The sequence below is a fragment of the Piscinibacter sp. PDB5-1 genome, assembly GCF_056676035.1.
This window is the reverse complement of record NZ_JBWVZL010000002.1, coordinates 581,828-600,699: the sequence shown is the minus strand read 5'-3', so window position 1 is coordinate 600,699 and position 18,872 is coordinate 581,828. Positions and strand designations below refer to the sequence as shown.

The following is an 18,872-nucleotide window of genomic DNA, read 5'->3' as shown; positions in this document are numbered from 1 at the left end:
CGTTGTGGACAGGGCGGCTCACCCCCAAGGGTGAGACCGCAGCCGGCACCCGGCGCCGCACGCTATGCTGCCCAGCCTGTTCTGCGGGCTGTCTTGGGGGGCCACACGATGTCCACGATGAGCAAGCTCGGCCTGACGCTCGTGCTGTTGGCCGGCTTTGTTGCAGCGCTGTTCTTCGCGCTGCACGATCAGAAAGAAAAGAAAGTCGAACAAGAGGTGGCGTCGGCCGAAGCGCTCACCGGCGTCATCGCGCTCGATGTCGAGCCCTTCTTCAAGGACGAACGCGTTCGCAAGATCCTCGCGGACAAGCGCCTGCCGGTGAACGTCACCCGCGTGGGCAGCCGCGAGATGGCGGCCAAGGTGGCGCCAGGGCAGATGCCCGATTTCTTCTTCCCCTCAGGCGTGGTGGCGGCCAACCAGATCAGCGACGCGGCGCGCAAGGCCGGCATCGCGGTGGCGCAGTCGTCGCCGCTGCACACGCCGATGGTGATCGCCAGTTGGACGCCGATCGCCAAGATCCTCGTCGCCAACGGCATGGCCAAGCCGCTGGGCGACCGCATCTACGGCGTGGACATGGAAAAGCTCACCGCCGCCATGCTGGCCAAGAAGCGCTGGAAAGACCTGAAAGACGCGCAAGCCTACGACGTGGGCCGCAGCGTGCTCGTCTCGACCACCGACGTGCGCCGCAGCAACTCGGCCGCGATGTACCTCGCGCTCACCAGCTACGCTGTCCATGGCGACGTGGTCACCGACCGTGCCACCGCCGTGCCGCTGGCCACGCGGCTCGCCGAGCTGTTCAAGCGCCAGGGCTACCAAGAGAACTACGTCAACGGCAATTTCGACGACTACGTGGCCATCGGCATCGGCAAGACGCCGATGGCCTTCATCTACGAAAACCAGCTCGTGCACTACGCGCTCGAAAAGAAAGGCGTCGGGGCCGACATGGTGTTGCTGTACCCGCAGCCGACCATCGTCAACAAGGTCGTGTTCATCGCCGCGAGCGAGCGCGCCAAGGCCCTGGCCGACCTGCTGGCGCGCGACGCCGAACTGCAGCGCATCGCGGTGTCGTACGGCTTTCGCGTGGCCGACACGGGCGTCTTCATGGCCGCCGTCCAGCCCACCGGCCTGGCGGTTGAAGAGCGCGTCACGCAGGTGATCGACCCGCCCTCGTTCGAGGTGATGGCCGAAATGATCGAGGTGGTGGCCAAGGAGATGTCGCAATGAGCGCGTGGATGAAACGGTGGGTGGGCGTGCTCGTGGCCGCCCTGGTGCTGGCGGGTTGCGACAAGCCGGGGCAGGGCGCGCCCGAAGCGGCGGCCGACGCCAGCCCCGACGCGCCCGAGTTTCTGGTGCTCGCCACCAGCGACCTGCGCGACGCCGAGCCCTTGCAGGGCATGGTGCAAAAGGCCACCGGGGTGAACCTGAAGTTCCGCTTCGGCGGCACGATGGAAAGCACCGAGGCGGTGCTCGCCGGCAGCACCCCCGCGCACGCGGCATGGTTCGCCAACGCGAAGTACCTGCTGAGCGACCCGCAGGGCCAGCGCCGCGTGAAGCTGCAAGACAAGATCATGCTGTCGCCCATCACCGTCGGCGTCAGCGAAGGGGCCGCGAAGCGGCTCGGCTGGGACGACCCGGCCCGCGCCGCCAAGGTCACCTGGAAAGACATCACCCAGGCCTCGGCCCAGGGCAAGCTGACCTATGCGTTGTCGAACCCCGCGACCTCGAACCAGGGTTTCATGGCGCTGATGGGCGTGGTGGCCGCCGCCAGCAGCAAGGCCGAGGCCCTGACCGCCGCCGACGTGGACCGGGGCGCGATTGCCGGCTTCCTGAAGGGCTACAAGCTCGCTGGCGACAACTCGACCTACCTGTCTGAAAAGTTCATCGAGCAGCAGGGCTCGCAGCCCGGGCAGGTCAACGCCTTCATCAACTACGAGAGCTGGCTGCTGTCGCTGCAATCGAGCGGCAAGCTGCGCGAGAAGCTCGTGCTGGTGTACCCGCACGAAGGCGTGTCCACCGCCGACTACCCGTTCATGCTGCTCGACGACGCCCGGCGCGACGACTACCAGAAGGTCGTCGCCTACCTCAAGGGCCCCGAGGCCCAGCAGTGGCTGGCCCGCCAGACGCTGCGCCGGCCGATCAACGGCGAGGTGGCGGCGCGTGTGACCGACCTCTTCCCGCAGGCGGGCATGAACGTCGAGCTGCCGTTCTCGCCCGACCGCCAACTCGCCGACGGCCTGATCGACGCCTACCTCAACGAGTTTCGCAAGCCCATCGCCTCGACCTTCGTGATCGACACCAGCGGCAGCATGCAGCGCTCTGGCCGGCGCGACGAGCTGGTCAAGGCGCTGCACTACATCGCCGGGGCCGACAGCTCGCTCACCGGGCGCATCGCCAAGCTGACCAACCGCGAGCGGGTGTGGATGCTGCCGTTCTCGGACCAGCCCTGGCAGATCACCCGTTTCGACGTGCCGGCCGGTCGCCCGCAAGCCAAGGGCGTGCAGGTGCAGCAAGACTCCGAGGCCAAGCAGGCCGTGCTGGGCGAGGTGCGGCAGTACGCCGACCAGCTCAACATGACCGGCGGCACGGCCCTGTACGACAGCGTGCTCACCGCGCTCGAACACATGCTCGAACAGAAGAAAAAGAATCCCGGCTACCAGTACTCGGTGGTCGCCTTCACCGACGGCGAGGTCAACAAGGGCCGCAACCTCGCGGCCTTCCAGCAGGCCTACGAGCGCTTGCCCGAAGACGTGCGCGGCATCCCGGTCTTCATGGTGCTGTTCGGCGAGGCCAACGAAGGCGAGCTGAAGGCCTTGGTCGAGACGACCGGCGGCAAGGTGTTCGACGCCCGCAAGACGCCGCTGTACGGCGTGTTCAAGGACATTCGCGCCTACCAATGAAGGGCCTGCTCCATGTCGTGATGAGCCCCAGCAACTGGTGCGGGCTCGCGCTCGCCACCGCGGTGCTGGTGCTCAAGGCGCTCGGCCTGGTCGGCGTCGCCGGCCTGCCGCTGGCGGTGCTGGGCTACGTGGCCGGCTTCGTTGGCGGCGGGCTGTGGCTGGGCTTTCCCAAGCTCAGCGGCCCCGCCTGGGACTCGCTCGAATTCAGCGACGAAGGCGACGCCCGCGAAGCCATGGGCCGCGCGATTGCCGGCGTGCGTAGCCTGGTCGAATACAACCCCGACAACCGCCTGCCCGCCAGCCTGCAAACGCGTGCGCTCGAACTCTGCAAGTCGCTCGAAGACCTGCTCGCGCAATGGGAGCGCAGCAAGGGCGCGCTCTCGCTGCAAGAGGGTTTCCATGCGCGGCACATCGCGATCTCGTACCTGCCCGATGCGTTGAAGACCTACCTGTCGATCCCGGCGCAGTACGCGAGCACCCGCGTGCTGCAAGACGGCAAGACCGCGCAAGACATCTTTCGAGACACGCTGGTGGACCTGCAAGGCAAGGTCAAGCAACTCGCCGAAGACCTGGCCAGCCAGGACGCGCATGCGTTCCTCGTGCACTCGCGCTTCCTGAACGAGAAGTTCGGTGCACGCGAGCAGCTCACCCGCATCACCCCGGAAAATTTCGATTCCCTCACCTCGAATGGCAAGGAGGCCGACCATGGCAAACGCTGACCCCACCCCCACCGCAACCACCACCCTTGCCACGCCCAGCTTCCAGCTCACGCCGCCCGAGGTGATCACCCCGGTGCCGGCCGAGGCGAGCCGCACCGCCGTGCCGCTGAAGCCCGAGGTCGTGGCGGCGGTCGATGACCAGGTCAACCGCTTCATCGAAGCGCTGATGAACGAAGACGTGCACAGCGCCGCCTTCAAGGCCAAGCTCGACAGCGCCTTTGCGCTTGGGCGCGAAGAAATCTCGATCGCCTCGTCGCTGATGCAGGGCCGCTTCATGCAGCGCAACTTCATCGGCGCCGAAGACAGCCCGGCCTACAAGGCCATCGGCGAGATTCGCGGCCTGCTCGACGAGCTGAACCCGGGCAAGGAAGGCGACCTGCTGTCGTCGAACAAGATCCTCGGCTTCATTCCGTTCGGCAACAAGCTGAAGGCGTACTTCCGCAAGTTCGAGAGCGCCGGCAACCAGTTGCAGAAGTCGATGGGGCAGCTCTACGCGGCGCGCGACGACGTGCAGCGCGACATCGCCGACATCGAAGCCACCCGCACCAAGCTGTGGGACGCGATGCAGCAGCTCGCCGCGGCGGCGCAGTTCTCGACCACGCTCGACACCAAGCTCGCCGACCGCGTGGCGGCGCTGCAGGCCACCGACCCGACCAAGGCCCAGGCGCTGCAGCAAGAGGTGCTGTTCTATGCACGCCAGAACCTGTCGGACATCCTGACCCAGCAGGCGGTGTGCGTGAACGGCTACCTTGCGCTCGACGTGCTCAAGAAGACCGGCCGCGAGCTGATGAACGGCTGCTCGCGCGTGGCCACCACCGGCATGAGCGCGCTGGCCGTGGCCCAGACCGTGGCGCGCGCCACCGGCAACCAGGTGCAGGTGATGGAGATGCTGCAAGGCGTCAACGCCACCATCGGCAACCTCATCAGCGAAACCGGCCGCCAGCTCAACCAGCACGTGGACGCGACGGCTGAGTTCGCCAGCAACCCGATGATCGGCATCGAGAAGATCAAAGAGATGTTCGACCAGACCTTCAAGGCCATGGACGCGATGGACACCTTCCGCGCCAAGTCCATCGAGGTGATGGGCCAGAACAACAAGATCATGGCCGAGCAGATCCAGCGCAGCGAGCAGTACGTGGACCGCGTGCGCCAGCAGCAGGCGCGCGAGGCCAGCCAGGCGGCGCTGGATGGCCCGGTGAAGCTCTGAGAGGCTCAGAATTTTCGTTCACGCCCGAAAACTCTCAGCCTCTGAAACCGCGCTGAGTGATGAAGAAAGGGCCGCGCAAGCGGCCCTTTGCTTTGGCGCGGTGGTGTGGCTGCAGGCCGGGCTTCAGCCTCGCCATGCCGCCAGTGGCAGGGGGCGACGCGGCCCACGAGCGGGCGCTGACGCCCCGCAGTGCACGGGGCACCCCTACCGCCGCCACGTCCTGACCCCGGCCCTGCACGCGGCTGCATGGGTTTTTGCGGGGCGACGTCACCCTCACCGCATCCGCCCGGGGGCGGCTCCCTAGAATCCGCCGATGTCTTCGCTCGATCTCTTCTCGCCCGCGCCCCCGCCCGAGGCGCCGCCGGCCTCGGCCCTGTTGCACAACCTCAACCCGGAGCAGCTCGCCGCCGTCACCTTGCCGGCCAAGCCGGCGCTCATCCTCGCCGGGGCGGGCTCGGGCAAGACGCGGGTGCTGACCACGCGCATCGCCTGGCTCATCCAGACCGGGCAGCTCTCGCCGGGCGGCGTGATGGCGGTCACCTTCACCAACAAGGCCGCGAAAGAAATGCTGGTGCGCTTGGGCGCGATGCTGCCCATCCCCGTGCGCGGCATGTGGATCGGCACCTTCCACGGCCTGTGCAACCGCTTCCTGCGCGCGCACTGGAAGATGGCGGGGCTGCCGCAGGGTTTTCAGATCCTCGATTCGAGCGACCAGCTCTCGGCCGTCAAGCGCGTCATCAAGGCCATGAACCTCGACGAAGAGCGCTACCCGCCCAAGCAGGTGACCTGGTTCATCGCCGGCAGCAAAGAAGAAGGCCTGCGCCCGCAGCACATCGAGCAGCGCGACGAGCAGACGCGCGTGATGACGCAGGTCTACCAGGCCTACGAAGAGCAATGCCAGCGCGAAGGCGTCGTCGATTTCGCCGAGCTGATGCTGCGCACCTACGAGCTGATGCGCGACAACCCGGCCGTGCGCGAGCACTACCAGCGGCGCTTCCAGCACGTGCTGGTCGATGAGTTTCAAGACACCAACCGCCTGCAGTACGCCTGGCTCAAGATGTTCGCCGGCCCGCATGCCGCGGTGTTCGCGGTGGGCGACGACGACCAGAGCATCTATGCCTTCCGCGGCGCGCAGGTCGGCAACATGACCGACTTCGAGCGCGAGTTCCGAGTCGAGAACGTCATCAAGCTCGAACGCAACTACCGCTCGTTCGGCAACATCCTCGACGCGGCCAACGAGCTGATCGGCCACAACTCGCGCCGGCTCGGCAAGAACCTGCGCACCGAGGCCGGCCCCGGCGAGCCCGTGCGCGTGTACGAGGCCACCAGCGACTTCGCCGAGGCGCAGTGGTTCGTCGATGAAGCGCGCCAGTTGCACCGCGACGGCATCGCGCGCAGCGACATCGCGCTGCTCTACCGCAGCAACGCGCAAAGCCGCGTGATTGAAAGCGCGCTCTTCAACGCCGGCATGCCCTACAAGGTCTACGGCGGCCTGCGCTTCTTCGAGCGCGCCGAGGTCAAGCACGCGCTGAGCTACCTGCGCCTGATCGAGAACCCGAACGACGACACCAGCTTCTTGCGGGTGGTGAACTTTCCGACCCGCGGCATCGGTGCGCGCACGATCGAGCAGCTGCAAGACGCCGCGCGCACCAGCGGCCGCAGCCTCAGCCAGAGCGTCACGGCCGTGCCCGGCAAGGGCGGCGCCAACCTGCAGGCCTTCGTCGCGCTGGTCGATGCGATGCGCGACGCCACGCGCGGCCTCACGCTGCGCGAGATCATCGAACACATGCTGCACGCCTCGGGGCTGGTGGACTTCTACCGCACCGACAAGGAAGGCAAGGACCGGCTGGAGAACCTCGAAGAACTGGTGAACGCCGCCGAGGCCTTCGTCACGCAAGAGGGCTTCGGCAAGGACGCGGTGGCGCTGCCGGTGGATGAGTGGGGAGGGGGGGCTGAGCGGCCCTTCGATGCGCCGTCTGGCGCAACCCGGCCTGAGCCTGCCGAAGGCCTTGCTCGACCCGCGCTGCCCGAGGGCTTCACCCCCGACGCAGAAACCGGCGAGATCATGTCGCCGCTGGCGGCCTTCCTGACGCACGCCTCGCTCGAAGCCGGCGACAACCAGGCGCAGGCCGGGCAAGACGCCATCCAGCTGATGACCGTGCACGCGGCCAAGGGCCTCGAATTCGACGCGGTGTTCATCACCGGGCTCGAAGAAGGGCTCTTCCCGCACGAGAACAGCGTGTCCGACCTCGACGGCCTCGAAGAAGAGCGCCGGCTCATGTACGTGGCCATCACGCGTGCCCGCAAGCGCCTGTACCTGAGCTTCAGCCAGACGCGCATGCTGCACGGGCAGACCCGCTACAACGTCAAGAGCCGCTTCTTCGACGAGCTGCCCGAATCGGCCCTGCGCTGGATCACCCCGCGCAACCAGGGCTTCGGCTCGGGCTTCGCGCGCGAGTACCAGTCGGCCTGGTCACGCGGCTCGGGCCTGGGCTCCATCGTCGGCGCCGGCCGCGTCGAGGCGCCGCCCCCGGCCGTGGTGCCCAAGACGCACTCGCATGGGCTGCGGGCCGGCATGGGCGTCTTCCACAACAAGTTCGGCGAAGGCGTCATCGTGACGCTCGAAGGGCAGGGCGACGACGCCCGCGCGCAGATCAACTTCGGCCGCCACGGCATGAAGTGGCTGGCCTTGAGCGTGGCCAAGCTGACGCCGATCTGAGGTCGCGCCGGCCCGAGGTTGAACCGGCGCTGAAAGCAAAAAGCCGCCGGGCTTTCACCTCGGCGGCCGGTGTTGGGGTGACGCGGGCTCAGGTGCCGACCACGCCGCCGTCTTCCTTCCAGACCACGACGGTGGACGAGCGCGGGCGGCCACCCGCGGCCTCGGGCCACTGCGAGAACGCGAGCGGGTTCTGCTCGGGCGTTTGCGCCGGCCGGCGCGGGTGGTTGCCGTACTCGCCCGGGTGCTGCACGTTCACGAACACGTACTTCTGGTCCGGCGTCCAGGTGATGCCGGTGATCTCGCAGCCCGAGGGGCCGACGAGGAAGCGGCGAATCTCGCGCGTCTGTGGGTCGGCCACGAGCATCTGGTTGTTGCCCATGTTGGCGTAGTTGCCGGTGTTCGAGAAGTTGCCGTCGGTCTGGATCCACAGGCGCCCGTTCGCGTCGAAGGCCAGGCCGTCGGGGCTGTTGAACAGGTTGTCGGCGTTGATGTTCGATGAACCTGCTTGCAGCCCACCGCGTGAGGGTTGGCCAGCGAGCACGAACAGATCCCACTCGAACGTCAGCGCGGCAGCGTCGTTGCCCGCCTCGCGCCAGCGCACGATCTGGCCATAGATGTTCGAGGTGCGCGGGTTGGCTTCGTCAGTGGTCGAGCGGCCGCTGTTGTTGGTCATGGTGATGTAGACCTCGCCGGTGCTCGGATGCACCGTCACCCATTCCGGGCGGTCCATCGGCGTGGCGCCCACGGCGTCGGCCGCGAGGCGGGTGTTGACGAGCAGCGTGCCCATGTCGGGGTACAGGTCGGCCAGCGTGCCGCCGGCCACGCGCGGGGTGTCGAGCTTGAGGGGGATCCACGTGCCCGTGCCCATCATGTCGCCGGCCGTCGCACCCGCGCCGAAGCGGGCCACGTACAGGGTGCCGGTGTCGAGCAGGTCGCGGTTGAGCTGCGGCGTGGCGGCGCTGTAGCGCCCGTCAGAGACGAACTTGTAGACGTAGTCGTTGGCCTGGTCGTCGCCCATGTAGACGACCACACGGTTGTCGCGCGCGAGGGTCTGCGCGGCGTTCTCGTGCTTGATGCGACCGAGCGCGGTGCGCTTCTTCGGCACCGAGGTCGGGTCGAAGGGGTCGATCTCGACCATCCACCCGAAGCGGTTGCTCTCGTTGGGCTCTTGGGCGTAGTCGAAGCGGCGGTCGTGCAGTTCCCAGCGGTAGCCCGACTGCGCGGCCGAGATGCCGTAGCGGCGCTGGTTGGCGTTGCGCGTGTCGCTGCCGCTCGTGGTGCCGAAGTAGCCGTTGAAGTTTTCTTCGCAGGTGAGGTAGGTGCCCCACAGCGTGAAGCCGTTGCCGCAGTTGTTGAGCGTGCCCAGCACCGTTTCGCCTTCGGGGTCGGTGCTGGTGCGCATCAGCGCGTGGCCGCGTGCCGGGCCGGTGATCGACATCGCCGTGTTGGCGTGGATGCGGCGGTTGTACGCCGACGGGATCACCACCTGCCAGCTGCCGTTGACCAGGCGCACGTGGGCGATCGACACGCCGTGGGCGTGCTGGCCCTTGCGCACCAGGTCGAGCGACCAGGGCGTGGCGCCCGAGCGCACCTCGGGGCTGTAGAAGTACTCGTCGTTGAGGTACTCGTGGTTCATCACGAGCAGGCCTTCGGTGCTGCTGCCGTTGATCGGGAAGAAATGCATCCCGTCGTGGTTGTCGCCGAACTGCAGGCGCTGGGCGTCGGCGCTGTCGTTGGCGTCGCCGCGCCAGGCCGGCGAGTTGGCGAACAGCGGGTCGCCCCAGCGGCAGAACACGGCGTGGCGGTAGCCGGCCGGCACGGTGATGGCGTCGCCCGAATTGGCGGCCACGGCGGTAAAGCCGAGCATCACCGGCGGGGTGGGGGAGCCGGGCGTGACGGGGTCGTCGTCGCCGCCTCCGCAGGCGGCAAGGCTGCCGCCCAGAAAGCTGACGGCACCGGCGGCCAGGCCGGCCTTCAGGAAGCCGCGGCGCGAGCGCGCGGCTTCGACCACGCGGTCGAAGTGCGGGTTGGCGGATTCGTTGGTGGGGATGTCGTCGTGGTCGAGCAAAGTCATCGGGGGTCCTTGGATGGGAAAGGGTTCAGTGCATGTGCCTCCCTGAACTCGGCCGCGATGATGGAAGTCGATGGTGACGAATCGGTGTCGTGATGGTGTCGGTTGCGTGACGCTCGATCGCGTCGAAGGGCCTGGGGCGTGGCCGGGCCCGCCCGGTGCGGGCGCGGGCCGTGCGTGAAACGGGGGGCGACGCGCCGGTTGGCGCGGGCCTCAGTTCGCCGGGGTGGGCGCGGGCGACGAAGCCGGGGCGGTCGCGTCGCCGGCCGGCGCGGCCTTGTCGGACGAAACCGCGTCGACGGTCTTCTCGACGACCTTGCCGGTCACCTTGACGCCGGTGACGACCACGGCGCTGGTGACATCGATGGCGGCGCCGACCACCGAGGCGCCGAGCGACACGACGGCGCAGCCGCTGAGGGCGGCCGCCACGGCCACCGTGGCGGCAAGACGAAGGGCTCGTTGCATGAGGGTCTCCGGCGGCTGAAAGGGGTGGGGAGGGGGCTCAGATGCCCACGTCGTCGAATTCGCGGTACACGTCGCGCTGCCACATCTTGAGGCGCTGGCGGTCCATCAGGCCCAGGTTGGCCGCGCCGTCGTGCCCGGGCTGCGAGTTGAGCGCGGCCCAGAAGCTGCTGCTGGCGGCATCGACCTTGTTGATGACGCCGTCGTGCAGCTTGCGGATGGTGACGACCTTGGCGCCGAGCGACAGCGCGCGGGCCTGCTCGCCCGATTGTTCGAGCACGGCGAAGTCGGTGCCACGCACCTGGTTGCGCACCAGCACGTACTTGAGGCTCGGGCCGAAGCGGTCGAGCAGGCGCTTGAGCAGGTCCACCGAGTCTTTGCCCGAGTCCATCACGTGCCAGTAGTGGATGTGCGAGCCCATCTCGTCGGCCAGGTTGAGCACGCCCGATTCGTCCATCCACTTGACAAGCGGGTCATGCGTCTGCGCGGCCAGATCGACCAGCACGCGGCGCACCGGTTGATCGACCGTGGCCTCGATGATCGAGTCGAGCGCTTCGTACTTGTCCACCACCACCGGCGAGGCGTAGCCGGCATAAAAGCGCATCAGCGCGCCGTGCGAACGGTCGGTGTCGAAACCCAGGAAGGGAATCTGGTGGTCGATCATGTACTGCGCGAGCGAGCGCGCGACGAGCGACTTGCCGACGCCGCCTTTTTCACCGCCGATGAAGTGGATGTTGCTCATGCGCCGAGGTCTCCGTGTGGTGTGAGGGTCAGCCACGCCCGATGAAGGGCATTTGCGTGGCCATGATGGTCATGAACTGGACATTGGCTTCGAGCGGCAGCCGGGCCATCTGCACGATGGCGTCGGCCACGTGGCGCACGTCCATGCGGGGCTCGACCAGCGTCTGCCCGTTGGCTTGCAAGATGCCTGCCGCCATGCGCTCGGTCATCTCGGTGGCGGCGTTGCCGATGTCGATCTGCCCGCAGGCGATGTCATAGGCGCGGCCGTCGAGCGAGGTCGATTTGGTCAGGCCCGTGATGGCGTGCTTGGTCGCCGTGTAGGGCGCCGTGAAGGGGCGCGGCGAGGTGGCCGAGATCGAGCCGTTGTTGATGATGCGACCGCCTCGGGGCGATTGCGCCTTCATCAGCTTGAAGGCTTCTTGCGTGCAGAGAAACGCGCCGGTCAGGTTGACATCGACCACGCGCTTCCATTGCTCGAAGCTCAGCTCTTCGAGCGGGATGGCCGGCGCACCCGAGCCCGCGTTGTTGAACAGCACGTCGAGGCGGCCGAAGCGCTGCCGCACGGCGTCGAACAGGGCGCGCACCGAGGCCGGGTCGCTCACGTCGCTGGGCACGACCAGCAGGTGCGGGGCCAAGTCGCCGGCCTGATCGACGGTGGCCTGCAAGGCCTCGGCCCGGCGACCCGCCAGCACCACCGCGTAGCCCGCGCGCAGCAAGGCCAGCGACGCCGCGCGGCCGATGCCCGAGCCGGCGCCGGTGACGAGGGCAACGGGGCGAGGCACGGGAGATGACATGGGGCTTCCTTGGGGCGGGGTGGATGCGATCAGTCGGGCTCGCCTGGCAGCGGCCCGATGTCGAAGCAATCGGCGAACGTGAAGTAGAGCGAGGCGTAGAACACCGTCACGAACACCAGCGTGATCGGGGCGACCAGCACCGTGGCGAACTGCGGCGAACCCAGCAGGCCCAGCACGAAACTGCTGGCCAGTGCCGTGGCCAGCATCAGGCCGACCCACGCCAGGCCGTAGGCGATGAACGCGCCCTTGTTGCGCCAGCAGGCCACCCAGCTGAAGAACAGCGACTTCAACGCGCTCTGGCCCGACCAGTGCACCAGCGCCGGTGCGTGCCAGAACGGCAGGCTCAGCAAGGCCACGAGGCCGAAGCGGGCGAACAGGCCGGCTTGCAGGCGACCGTCTGACAAGGCCGCAGCCACGGCTTCGCGCTCGACCTGGCCCGAACCCATCAACTCTTGCAGCGCGTTGAGGCGCCCGCCATCGATCCACTCGCTCAGCACGACGACGGCAATGGTGGCCACGGCGTAAATGGCCCCGAGCTGCACCTGCGCCACGGTGCGCGCGCGGTCTTGCCGCAGCGGCACGAGAAAGAGGCCGGGCAGGGCCAAGCGGTCTTGCACCGCCGCGTGGCCCGCCAACATGAAGCCCAGCGAAATCAGCGGCAGGCTCATCAGCAGCAACAGCGTGCCGACGAAAGGCACCAGCGCGCACAGCAGCGCAAAGAAGAGAAAGCTGCCCAGCATCGCCGAAAAGGCCAGGGGCTTGCGCGAGAACACGCGAAAGCCCTGGCGCACCCACTGCACGCCCTGGCCGGGCGGCACCAGGCGCAGGCGGGCAGGCTGCGGGGCCGAGCGCAGGTCGGGGCTCATTGCGGCACCGGATGCCACGGCGCATCGACCCGCTGGCGCAGCACGCGTTCGAAGTGCGTGGGGTCGTGCGCCTTGAGCATCGACGCGTCGCGCGGCAGGTGAAAGTCCCACAGCCGCGAGAGCCAGAACCGCAGCGCCCCCGCGCGCAGCAGCGCAGGCATCAGCCGGGTCTCGTCGTGGGTGAGTGGGCGCACGGCGCCGTAGGCGGCGACGAAGGCCGTGGCGCGGTCTTCGTCGAGCCGGCCGCTGTCGAGGTCGATGCACCAGTCGTTCAGGCACACCGCGATGTCGAACAGGAAGGTGTCGGTGCCGGCGAAGTAGAAGTCGAAGAAGCCGGTCAGCTCGTGACCGTCGAACATCACGTTGTCGCGGAAGAGATCGGCATGCACCGGGCCGCGCGGCAGGCTGGCATAGGCGGGCGACGCTGCCAGGTGCTGCTGAAAGGCCAGTTCGGCTTCGATCAGCGTGCGCTGTTCGGCGCTGAGGTGTGGCACGACCACGGGCACGGTTTCGGTCCACCACGGCAGGCCGCGCAGGTTGGGCTGCTGGCGCGGGTAGTCGCGGCCCGCCAGGTGCATGCGCGCGAGCATCGAGCCCACGCTCTGGCAATGCGCCACGTCGGGGGCGAGCTGGTGGCTGCCCGGCAGGCGGTTCACCACCGCGGCGGGCTTGCCATGCAGGCGGTGCATGATTTCGCCCGATGCGTCGGCCTGCGGGTCGGGCACCGGGATGCCGTGCTGCGCCAGGTGCTTCATCAGGTGCAGGTAGAACGGCAACTGCTCGGCGGTGAGGCGTTCGAACACCGTGAGCACGTAGCGGCCCTTGGCCGTGTCGGCGAAGTAATTGGTGTTCTCGATGCCCGAGGCGATGCCCTTCAGCGAGGTGAGCGCGCCGAGGTTCAGGCGGCCCATCAGCTCGGCGGCGTCGTCGAACGAGACTTCGGTGAAGACAGCCATGTCAGCCGCGCGCAAGAAGGAAGAAATTCATGGCGCGCATTGTAGGCAGCGGCCTTCGGGCTCTCGCCCGCCTCGCGCCGGCTATTCGAGGCGCACACGCAGAAAGCTTGCGAAGCGCGGCAGACCGCTCGGGTGCAGGCCGCGGTAGCGGTAAGTGACCGTGCTGCCGAGCGGTGGTGGCTGGTCCCGTTGGGCGTCGCTGAAGCCGGTGCCCAGGCGAAAGCGCTGGCCGCTCGGCAGTTGCACGAGCAGCGCGCCCAGGCGCCCGGCATGCCGCCCCTGGCCCGGCAGGTGGGCCACGACGGTGGCTTCGGCGTCGTCGTGCAGCTTGAGCTTGAGCAGGTCGTCGCTGCGCTCGCCGCGGTAGCGCGAGTCGCCCCGATGCAGCATCAGGCCTTCGCCGCCGGCCGCAATGGTCTGCTTTAACAGGCGCTGCAGCGACACCGCGTCGGCCACGCGCTGCTGGGCCACGGCCTGCACCCAGGGCTGGCCGATGGCGGCCACGGTGGCACGGATGGCCGGCACGCGTTCATCGAAGCGGCCGCCGTGCGCGGGCAGGTCGAACACCAGGTAGCGCATCGCGCGCCAGGCGTCGTCGTCGGGCTCGGCGCGCGCGACGGTCGATTGCGCCATAACGAAGCGGGCGTGTCCCGCCCACAGTTCGCCGTCCATCGGCGTCGCGGGCCAACCGGCGGTGAACCATGCCGGCGCGGCCATCACCCGGCCGTTGCGGGTGAGCAGTTGCCGGCCATCCCAATAGCCGCGCACGCCGTCGAATTTTTCGCTGACCCAGTAGGCCGACACGTCGATGTCGCCCCGGTACACATTCGCCAGCAGCAGTGCGGGCGGCTCGGCCTGCGCCAGCGGCCAGGCGCAGGCCCAGGCGGCAATCAACAACAGGCGACAAAGGCGGGTCAAGGCGCGCATGCGAGGCCTCTCGGGGCGGGGTGGGGGGCAGCGGGCGAGGCTATCGGCGCGTGCGGGGCGGGGCATCCCCGCCGAGTGGGGACATCTGGGGGGCTTGGCTGACAATCCGCGCCATGAACACCGCCAGCCCCGCCCCGACCGCCCACGACCCCGACACCTTGCTGCTGGTGGATGGCTCCAGCTACCTTTACCGCGCCTACCACGCACTGCCTGATCTGCGCAGCCCGGACGGCTTTCCCACCGGTGCGCTGCACGGCGTGGTGGCGATGATGAAGCGGCTGCGCGACGAGTACCCCTCGCGCCACGGCGCCTGCGTGTTCGACGCGAAAGGCCCCACCTTCCGCGACGAGTGGTACCCCGAGTACAAGGCCAACCGCGCGCCCATGCCCGAGGACCTGGCGCTGCAGATCGAGCCCATCCACGAGGTCGTCAAGCTGCTGGGCTGGCCGGTGCTGATGGTGCCGGGCATCGAGGCCGACGACGCCATCGGCACGCTGGCCTGCGCAGCCGCCAAGGCTGGCCACCCGGTGGTCATCTCGACCGGTGACAAGGACATGGCCCAGCTCGTGACCGACCGCGTCACGCTGGTCAACACCATGAGCAACGAGCGCCTCGACCCCGTTTCGGTGCTCGCCAAGTTCGGGGTGCCGCCTGAGCGCATCATCGATTACCTCGCCCTGATCGGCGACACCGTGGACAACGTGCCCGGCGTCGAGAAGGTCGGCCCCAAGACCGCCGCGAAGTGGATCGCCGAGCACGGCTCGCTCGACGGTGTGATCGCCGCGGCTGCGACGATCAAGGGCGTGGCTGGCGAGAACCTGCGCAAGGCGCTCGACTGGCTGCCACAGGGCCGGCGGCTCGTCACCGTGGTCACCGACTGCGACCTGAGCGACCACGTGCTGAGCTGGCCGCAGTTCGAGGCTTTGAGCCTGCGACCCATCGACACGCAGGGCCTGCTCGACTTCTACACGCGCTACGGCTTCAAGACGCTCAAGCGCGACCTCGAAAACTCGTTGAAGAGCGGCGCGGTGGCCGTGCCTCAAGGGACGCCGTTGGGCAGCTCGGGCGACCTTTTTGCCGAGCCGGTGGCGGCGGTTGATGCCTCGGCCGTGCAAGGCCGTTACGAGACCGTGCTGACGATGGAGGCGCTCGACGCCTGGGTCGAGCGCCTGCGTGCGGCGCCGCTCGCCGCCCTCGACACCGAGACCACCTCGCTCGACCCGATGCGCGCGCGCATCGTCGGCATCTCGTTCAGCGTCGAGGCCGGCGTGGGCGCCTACGTGCCGATGGCGCATAACTACGCCGGCGCACCCGAGCAACTGCCCTTCGACGCGGTGATCGCCAGGCTCAAGCCATGGCTCGAAGACGACGCGGCGGCCAAGGTCGGCCAGAACATCAAGTACGACCTGCAGGTGCTCGCCAACCATGGCATCGCCGTGCGGGGCTACCGCCACGACACCATGCTGCAGAGCTACGTGCTCGAAGCGCATCGCCCGCACAGCCTCGAAAGCCTGGGCCAGCGCCACTTGAACCGCAGCGGCCTGAGCTACGAAGACGTCTGCGGCAAGGGCGCGAACCAGATCCCGTTCGCGCAGGTCGATGTCGAACGTGCCGCCCAGTACTCGGGCGAAGACAGCGAGATGACCCTGCACGTGCACAACGTGCTGTGGCCGCAGGTCGAGGCCGAGCCCGGCCTGCGCCGCATCTACGAAGACATCGAGATGCCGGTGAGCCCGGTGCTGCAACGCATCGAGCGCAACGGCGTGCTGATCGACGCCAGCGTGCTGGCCGCGCAAAGCCAGCAGCTCGGCGAACGCATGCTGCAACTCGAACGCGAGGCGCATGAACTCGCCGGGCAGCCGTTCAACCTGGGCTCGCCCAAGCAGATCGGCGAGATTCTTTTCGGTAAGCTCGGCCTGCCGGTGGTCAAGAAGACCGCCAGCGGCTCGCCCAGCACCGATGAAGAGGTGCTGGTGAAGCTGGCCGAAGACTTTCCGCTGCCGGCGAAGATCCTCGAGAACCGCAGCCTCGCCAAGCTCAAGGGCACCTACACCGACAAGCTGCCGCTGATGGTCAACCCCGACACCGGCCGTGTGCACACCAACTACGCGCAGGCGGTGGCGGTGACTGGCCGCCTGTCGAGCAACGACCCGAACCTGCAGAACATCCCCATCCGCACCGCTGAAGGCCGGCGTGTGCGCGAGGCCTTCATCGCGCCGCCCGGGCACCAGATCGTCAGCGCCGACTACTCGCAGATCGAGCTTCGCCTGATGGCGCACATCAGCGGCGACGAGAACCTGACCCGTGCCTTCGCCGAAGGGTTGGACGTGCACCGCGCGACCGCCGCCGAGGTCTTCGGCATCGGCGTGGCCGAGGTCACGAGCGAGCAGCGCCGTTATGCCAAGACCATCAACTTCGGCCTGATCTACGGCATGGGCGCGTTCGGCCTGGCGTCGGCGCTGGGCATCGAGCGCAACGCGGCGGCCAACTACATCGAACGCTATTTCACGCGCTACCCGGGCGTGAAGCGCTACATGGACGAAACGCGCGCCGCGGCGAAAGAGCGCGGCTACGTCGAGACGCTGTTCGGGCGCCGCATCTACCTGCCCGACATCAACGGTGGCAACGGCCCGCGCCGCAGCGGCGCCGAGCGCCAGGCCATCAACGCGCCGATGCAGGGCACGGCGGCCGACCTCATCAAGCTGGCGATGATCGCCGTGCAGAAGACGCTCGATGAGCAAGGCCTGAAGTCGCTGCTCATCATGCAAGTGCACGACGAACTGGTGCTCGAAGTGCCCGAGGTCGAACTCGAATGGGCGCGCAGCGAGGTGCCGCGCCTGATGGCCGGCGTGGCGCAACTGAGCGTGCCGCTGCTGGCTGAGGTGGGTGTGGGCCCCAACTGGGACCAGGCGCACTGAGCGCCCGGCCGTCGGTGGGGCTTCAGCGCCCCGCGACGGTCGACACGTAGCGCGCGATCGCCTGAATCTGCGCTTCGGTCAGCGTGTCTTTGAACGAGGGCATGGCGCCTACGCCGTTTCGCAGGGCCTGGACCACCCGTTCGGCGTCGGGCTTGATCTCGTCCAGCACCGGGCCGACGGCGCCTTCGCTGCCGGCGTCTTTCAGCGTGTGGCAAACGGCACAAGGGGGCGTTGCACCCTTGAGGAAGAGCGACTTGCCCAGCGTCATCTGCGCCGCGCTCGGAGGCGCGGTCTGCGCCCAGGCCGGAGAGTTGCACAGCACCGCTGCGAGGCCGAGGCCCGCAGCGGCGCGGCGGGCCATCGTCATGCGACGGTGACCGTCACCGCATGGTCGGCCCAGCTGTTGTTGTTGTAGCCGGCCTGGTTCTCGGGGCGGTCCTTCGGCTGCACGTTGCCGGCCGTGTCGGTCGCACGGCTGGTGATCGTGTGCGTGCCCTTGGGCAGCGTCACGGTCAGCGCGAACTGGCGCCACGCGAAGCGGCCGAGGTCGGGGCCGACGAGGCGTGCGGCTTGCCAGGTCTTGCCGCCGTCGATCGACACCTCGACGCCCTTGACGGGCGCGCCGCCCCCGAAGGCCACGCCGTGGATCACCGTCGGGCCGCCGGCCAGCGGGCCCGCGTCGGGCAGCGGGCTGTTGACCCACGACTTGACGTCCATCTCGAGCACCGAGGCCTGGCTCGAGTCGGCCTTGCCACCGAGCGGCGTGACCCGGTAGCCGTGCGACATGATCTTCGCGTCGGACTCGGTCGCCGTGAAGGCGAGGCGCTTCACGTACTTGATGTTGTTCACACCCGAGTAGCCCGGCACGACCAAGCGCAGCGGGCCGCCGTGGGCCAGCGACAGCGGGGCACCGTTCATTTCCCAGGCGAGGATGGCGTTCTCGAGCGCCTTCAGCGGCACCGAGCGCTCGACCATCACGCTCTTCGGATCGACGCCCTCGGGCAGCTTTTCGCCCCCGGTGCCAGTGATGTAAAGCATGCCCTTCGAGACACCGCCCAGCGCTTCGGCGACGGCCTTCAGCGGCACGCCGCTCCACAGCACGCAGCCGGCTGCGCCCACCGTCCACGGCGTGCCGCTCGGCTTGTGCGGGAAGAAGCCGCGACCGTTGCCCGAGCACTGCAGCACCGTCGCCACCGTCTCGACGCCGAGCGTCTTGAGTTGCGCCAGTGTCAGCGTGGCGGGCTTGCCCACGCCCTCGATCGAAACCTGCCAGGCGTTGCGGTCATTCAGGATCGACGCGTCGGGTGCCGGCAGGTTGTTGCGGATGTACAACTGCTCGGCCGGCGTGATGATGCCGGTGCCGAACGCCGCGCGCTTGGTTTCGAGCGTGCTGCTGCTGTGCTGGATCAGGCTGTTGGCGTCTTTCCAGGCCGCGTAGGCGGGCAGGGGCTTGGCTTGCGCCGACGCTGTCTGGCTCCAGGTCGCAAGGCCCGCTGCGGCCATGGCGCCAGCGCTGCCGGCCAGCAGGTGACGGCGCCGCAGCGACGGGAGTTCGTTCGACATCGCACATCTCCGAGTAGGGAAAAACGCCAGCA

15 protein-coding genes are annotated in these 18,872 nt (G+C 68.3%); 6 read left to right on the top strand and 9 right to left on the bottom strand.

The features are described from left to right. The first annotated feature begins 108 nt into the window (after nt 1-108). The 5 genes from AC1KAT_RS10110 (at nt 109) to AC1KAT_RS10090 (ending at nt 7,542) form a co-directional block, all read left to right on the top strand. Nucleotides 109-1,224 (top strand): hypothetical protein, encoded by a 1,116-nt coding sequence (locus AC1KAT_RS10110; RefSeq protein WP_480325392.1) that lies wholly within the window; start codon nt 109-111, stop codon nt 1,222-1,224. An 8-nt stretch (nt 1,225-1,232) separates the two neighbouring features. Further along, nucleotides 1,233-2,897, top strand: a complete 1,665-nt coding sequence (locus AC1KAT_RS10105; protein WP_480325390.1) for a vWA domain-containing protein — start codon at nt 1,233-1,235, stop codon at nt 2,895-2,897. After that, nucleotides 2,894-3,616 (top strand): hypothetical protein, encoded by a 723-nt coding sequence (locus AC1KAT_RS10100; RefSeq protein ID WP_480325388.1) that lies wholly within the window; start codon nt 2,894-2,896, stop codon nt 3,614-3,616. The genes AC1KAT_RS10105 and AC1KAT_RS10100 overlap by 4 nt, the downstream gene beginning before the upstream one ends. Next, nucleotides 3,603-4,823: a toxic anion resistance protein gene (locus AC1KAT_RS10095; RefSeq protein ID WP_480325386.1), complete on the top strand. Its 1,221-nt coding sequence runs from the start codon at nt 3,603-3,605 to the stop codon at nt 4,821-4,823. The genes AC1KAT_RS10100 and AC1KAT_RS10095 overlap by 14 nt, the downstream gene beginning before the upstream one ends. A 313-nt stretch (nt 4,824-5,136) precedes the next feature. Further along, on the top strand, nt 5,137-7,542 hold the full coding sequence (locus AC1KAT_RS10090) for a UvrD-helicase domain-containing protein (RefSeq protein WP_480325384.1): 2,406 nt from the start codon (nt 5,137-5,139) through the stop codon (nt 7,540-7,542). Nucleotides 7,543-7,630: 88 nt separating this feature from the next. Here the strand turns inward: AC1KAT_RS10090 and AC1KAT_RS10085 are convergent, their stop codons facing one another. The 7 genes from AC1KAT_RS10085 to AC1KAT_RS10055 form a co-directional block, all read right to left on the bottom strand. Next, complete coding sequence (locus tag AC1KAT_RS10085; RefSeq protein WP_480325382.1) at nt 7,631-9,616, bottom strand: PhoX family protein; 1,986 nt, start codon at nt 9,614-9,616, stop codon at nt 7,631-7,633. 210 nt (nt 9,617-9,826) lie between these two features. Further along, the gene (locus tag AC1KAT_RS10080) at nt 9,827-10,078 is read right to left on the bottom strand and encodes a hypothetical protein (RefSeq protein ID WP_480325380.1); all 252 of its coding nucleotides are present in this window, start codon (nt 10,076-10,078) and stop codon (nt 9,827-9,829) included. A gap of 37 nt (nt 10,079-10,115) precedes the next feature. Next, entirely contained in the window at nt 10,116-10,817 is a 702-nt protein-coding gene (locus AC1KAT_RS10075; protein ID WP_480325378.1) for a P-loop NTPase family protein, read from the bottom strand. A gap of 28 nt (nt 10,818-10,845) precedes the next feature. Further along, entirely contained in the window at nt 10,846-11,610 is a 765-nt protein-coding gene (locus AC1KAT_RS10070) for an SDR family oxidoreductase (protein WP_480325376.1), read from the bottom strand. A 29-nt stretch (nt 11,611-11,639) separates the two neighbouring features. Next, entirely contained in the window at nt 11,640-12,476 is an 837-nt protein-coding gene (locus AC1KAT_RS10065) for a BPSS1780 family membrane protein (RefSeq protein ID WP_480325374.1), read from the bottom strand. Beyond that, entirely contained in the window at nt 12,473-13,432 is a 960-nt protein-coding gene (locus tag AC1KAT_RS10060; protein ID WP_480325372.1) for a homoserine kinase, read from the bottom strand. The genes AC1KAT_RS10065 and AC1KAT_RS10060 overlap by 4 nt, the downstream gene beginning before the upstream one ends. Before the next feature lie 81 nt (nt 13,433-13,513). Then, nucleotides 13,514-14,359, bottom strand: coding sequence for a DNA ligase (locus AC1KAT_RS10055; RefSeq protein WP_480325370.1), 846 nt, complete (start codon nt 14,357-14,359; stop codon nt 13,514-13,516). A 113-nt stretch (nt 14,360-14,472) separates the two neighbouring features. Between AC1KAT_RS10055 and polA the strand changes: the two genes are divergently transcribed. After that, nucleotides 14,473-17,277 (top strand): DNA polymerase I, encoded by a 2,805-nt coding sequence (gene polA / locus AC1KAT_RS10050; RefSeq protein ID WP_480325368.1) that lies wholly within the window; start codon nt 14,473-14,475, stop codon nt 17,275-17,277. Between the two features lie 22 nt (nt 17,278-17,299). Here the strand turns inward: polA and sorU are convergent, their stop codons facing one another. Continuing rightward, nucleotides 17,300-17,644: a SorU family sulfite dehydrogenase c-type cytochrome subunit gene (sorU, locus tag AC1KAT_RS10045; RefSeq protein WP_480325366.1), complete on the bottom strand. Its 345-nt coding sequence runs from the start codon at nt 17,642-17,644 to the stop codon at nt 17,300-17,302. Next, nucleotides 17,641-18,840 carry a SorT family sulfite dehydrogenase catalytic subunit gene (sorT, locus tag AC1KAT_RS10040; protein WP_480325364.1) on the bottom strand — a complete coding sequence of 400 codons (1,200 nt, stop codon included), beginning with the start codon at nt 18,838-18,840 and terminating at the stop codon, nt 17,641-17,643. The genes sorU and sorT overlap by 4 nt, the downstream gene beginning before the upstream one ends. Nucleotides 18,841-18,872 lie beyond the last annotated feature (32 nt).

Coding starts and splice junctions, on each gene's coding strand:
- AC1KAT_RS10055 (WP_480325370.1), bottom strand. CDS start 14,359: ATGCGCGCCTTGACCCGCCTTTGTCGCCTGTTGTTGATTGCCGCCTGG.
- AC1KAT_RS10065 (WP_480325374.1), bottom strand. CDS start 12,476: ATGAGCCCCGACCTGCGCTCGGCCCCGCAGCCTGCCCGCCTGCGCCTG.
- sorT (WP_480325364.1), bottom strand. CDS start 18,840: ATGTCGAACGAACTCCCGTCGCTGCGGCGCCGTCACCTGCTGGCCGGC.
- polA (WP_480325368.1), top strand. CDS start 14,473: ATGAACACCGCCAGCCCCGCCCCGACCGCCCACGACCCCGACACCTTG.
- AC1KAT_RS10090 (WP_480325384.1), top strand. CDS start 5,137: ATGTCTTCGCTCGATCTCTTCTCGCCCGCGCCCCCGCCCGAGGCGCCG.
- AC1KAT_RS10105 (WP_480325390.1), top strand. CDS start 1,233: ATGAAACGGTGGGTGGGCGTGCTCGTGGCCGCCCTGGTGCTGGCGGGT.
- AC1KAT_RS10080 (WP_480325380.1), bottom strand. CDS start 10,078: ATGCAACGAGCCCTTCGTCTTGCCGCCACGGTGGCCGTGGCGGCCGCC.
- AC1KAT_RS10075 (WP_480325378.1), bottom strand. CDS start 10,817: ATGAGCAACATCCACTTCATCGGCGGTGAAAAAGGCGGCGTCGGCAAG.
- AC1KAT_RS10085 (WP_480325382.1), bottom strand. CDS start 9,616: ATGACTTTGCTCGACCACGACGACATCCCCACCAACGAATCCGCCAAC.
- AC1KAT_RS10095 (WP_480325386.1), top strand. CDS start 3,603: ATGGCAAACGCTGACCCCACCCCCACCGCAACCACCACCCTTGCCACG.
- AC1KAT_RS10100 (WP_480325388.1), top strand. CDS start 2,894: ATGAAGGGCCTGCTCCATGTCGTGATGAGCCCCAGCAACTGGTGCGGG.
- sorU (WP_480325366.1), bottom strand. CDS start 17,644: ATGACGATGGCCCGCCGCGCCGCTGCGGGCCTCGGCCTCGCAGCGGTG.
- AC1KAT_RS10060 (WP_480325372.1), bottom strand. CDS start 13,432: ATGGCTGTCTTCACCGAAGTCTCGTTCGACGACGCCGCCGAGCTGATG.
- AC1KAT_RS10070 (WP_480325376.1), bottom strand. CDS start 11,610: ATGTCATCTCCCGTGCCTCGCCCCGTTGCCCTCGTCACCGGCGCCGGC.
- AC1KAT_RS10110 (WP_480325392.1), top strand. CDS start 109: ATGTCCACGATGAGCAAGCTCGGCCTGACGCTCGTGCTGTTGGCCGGC.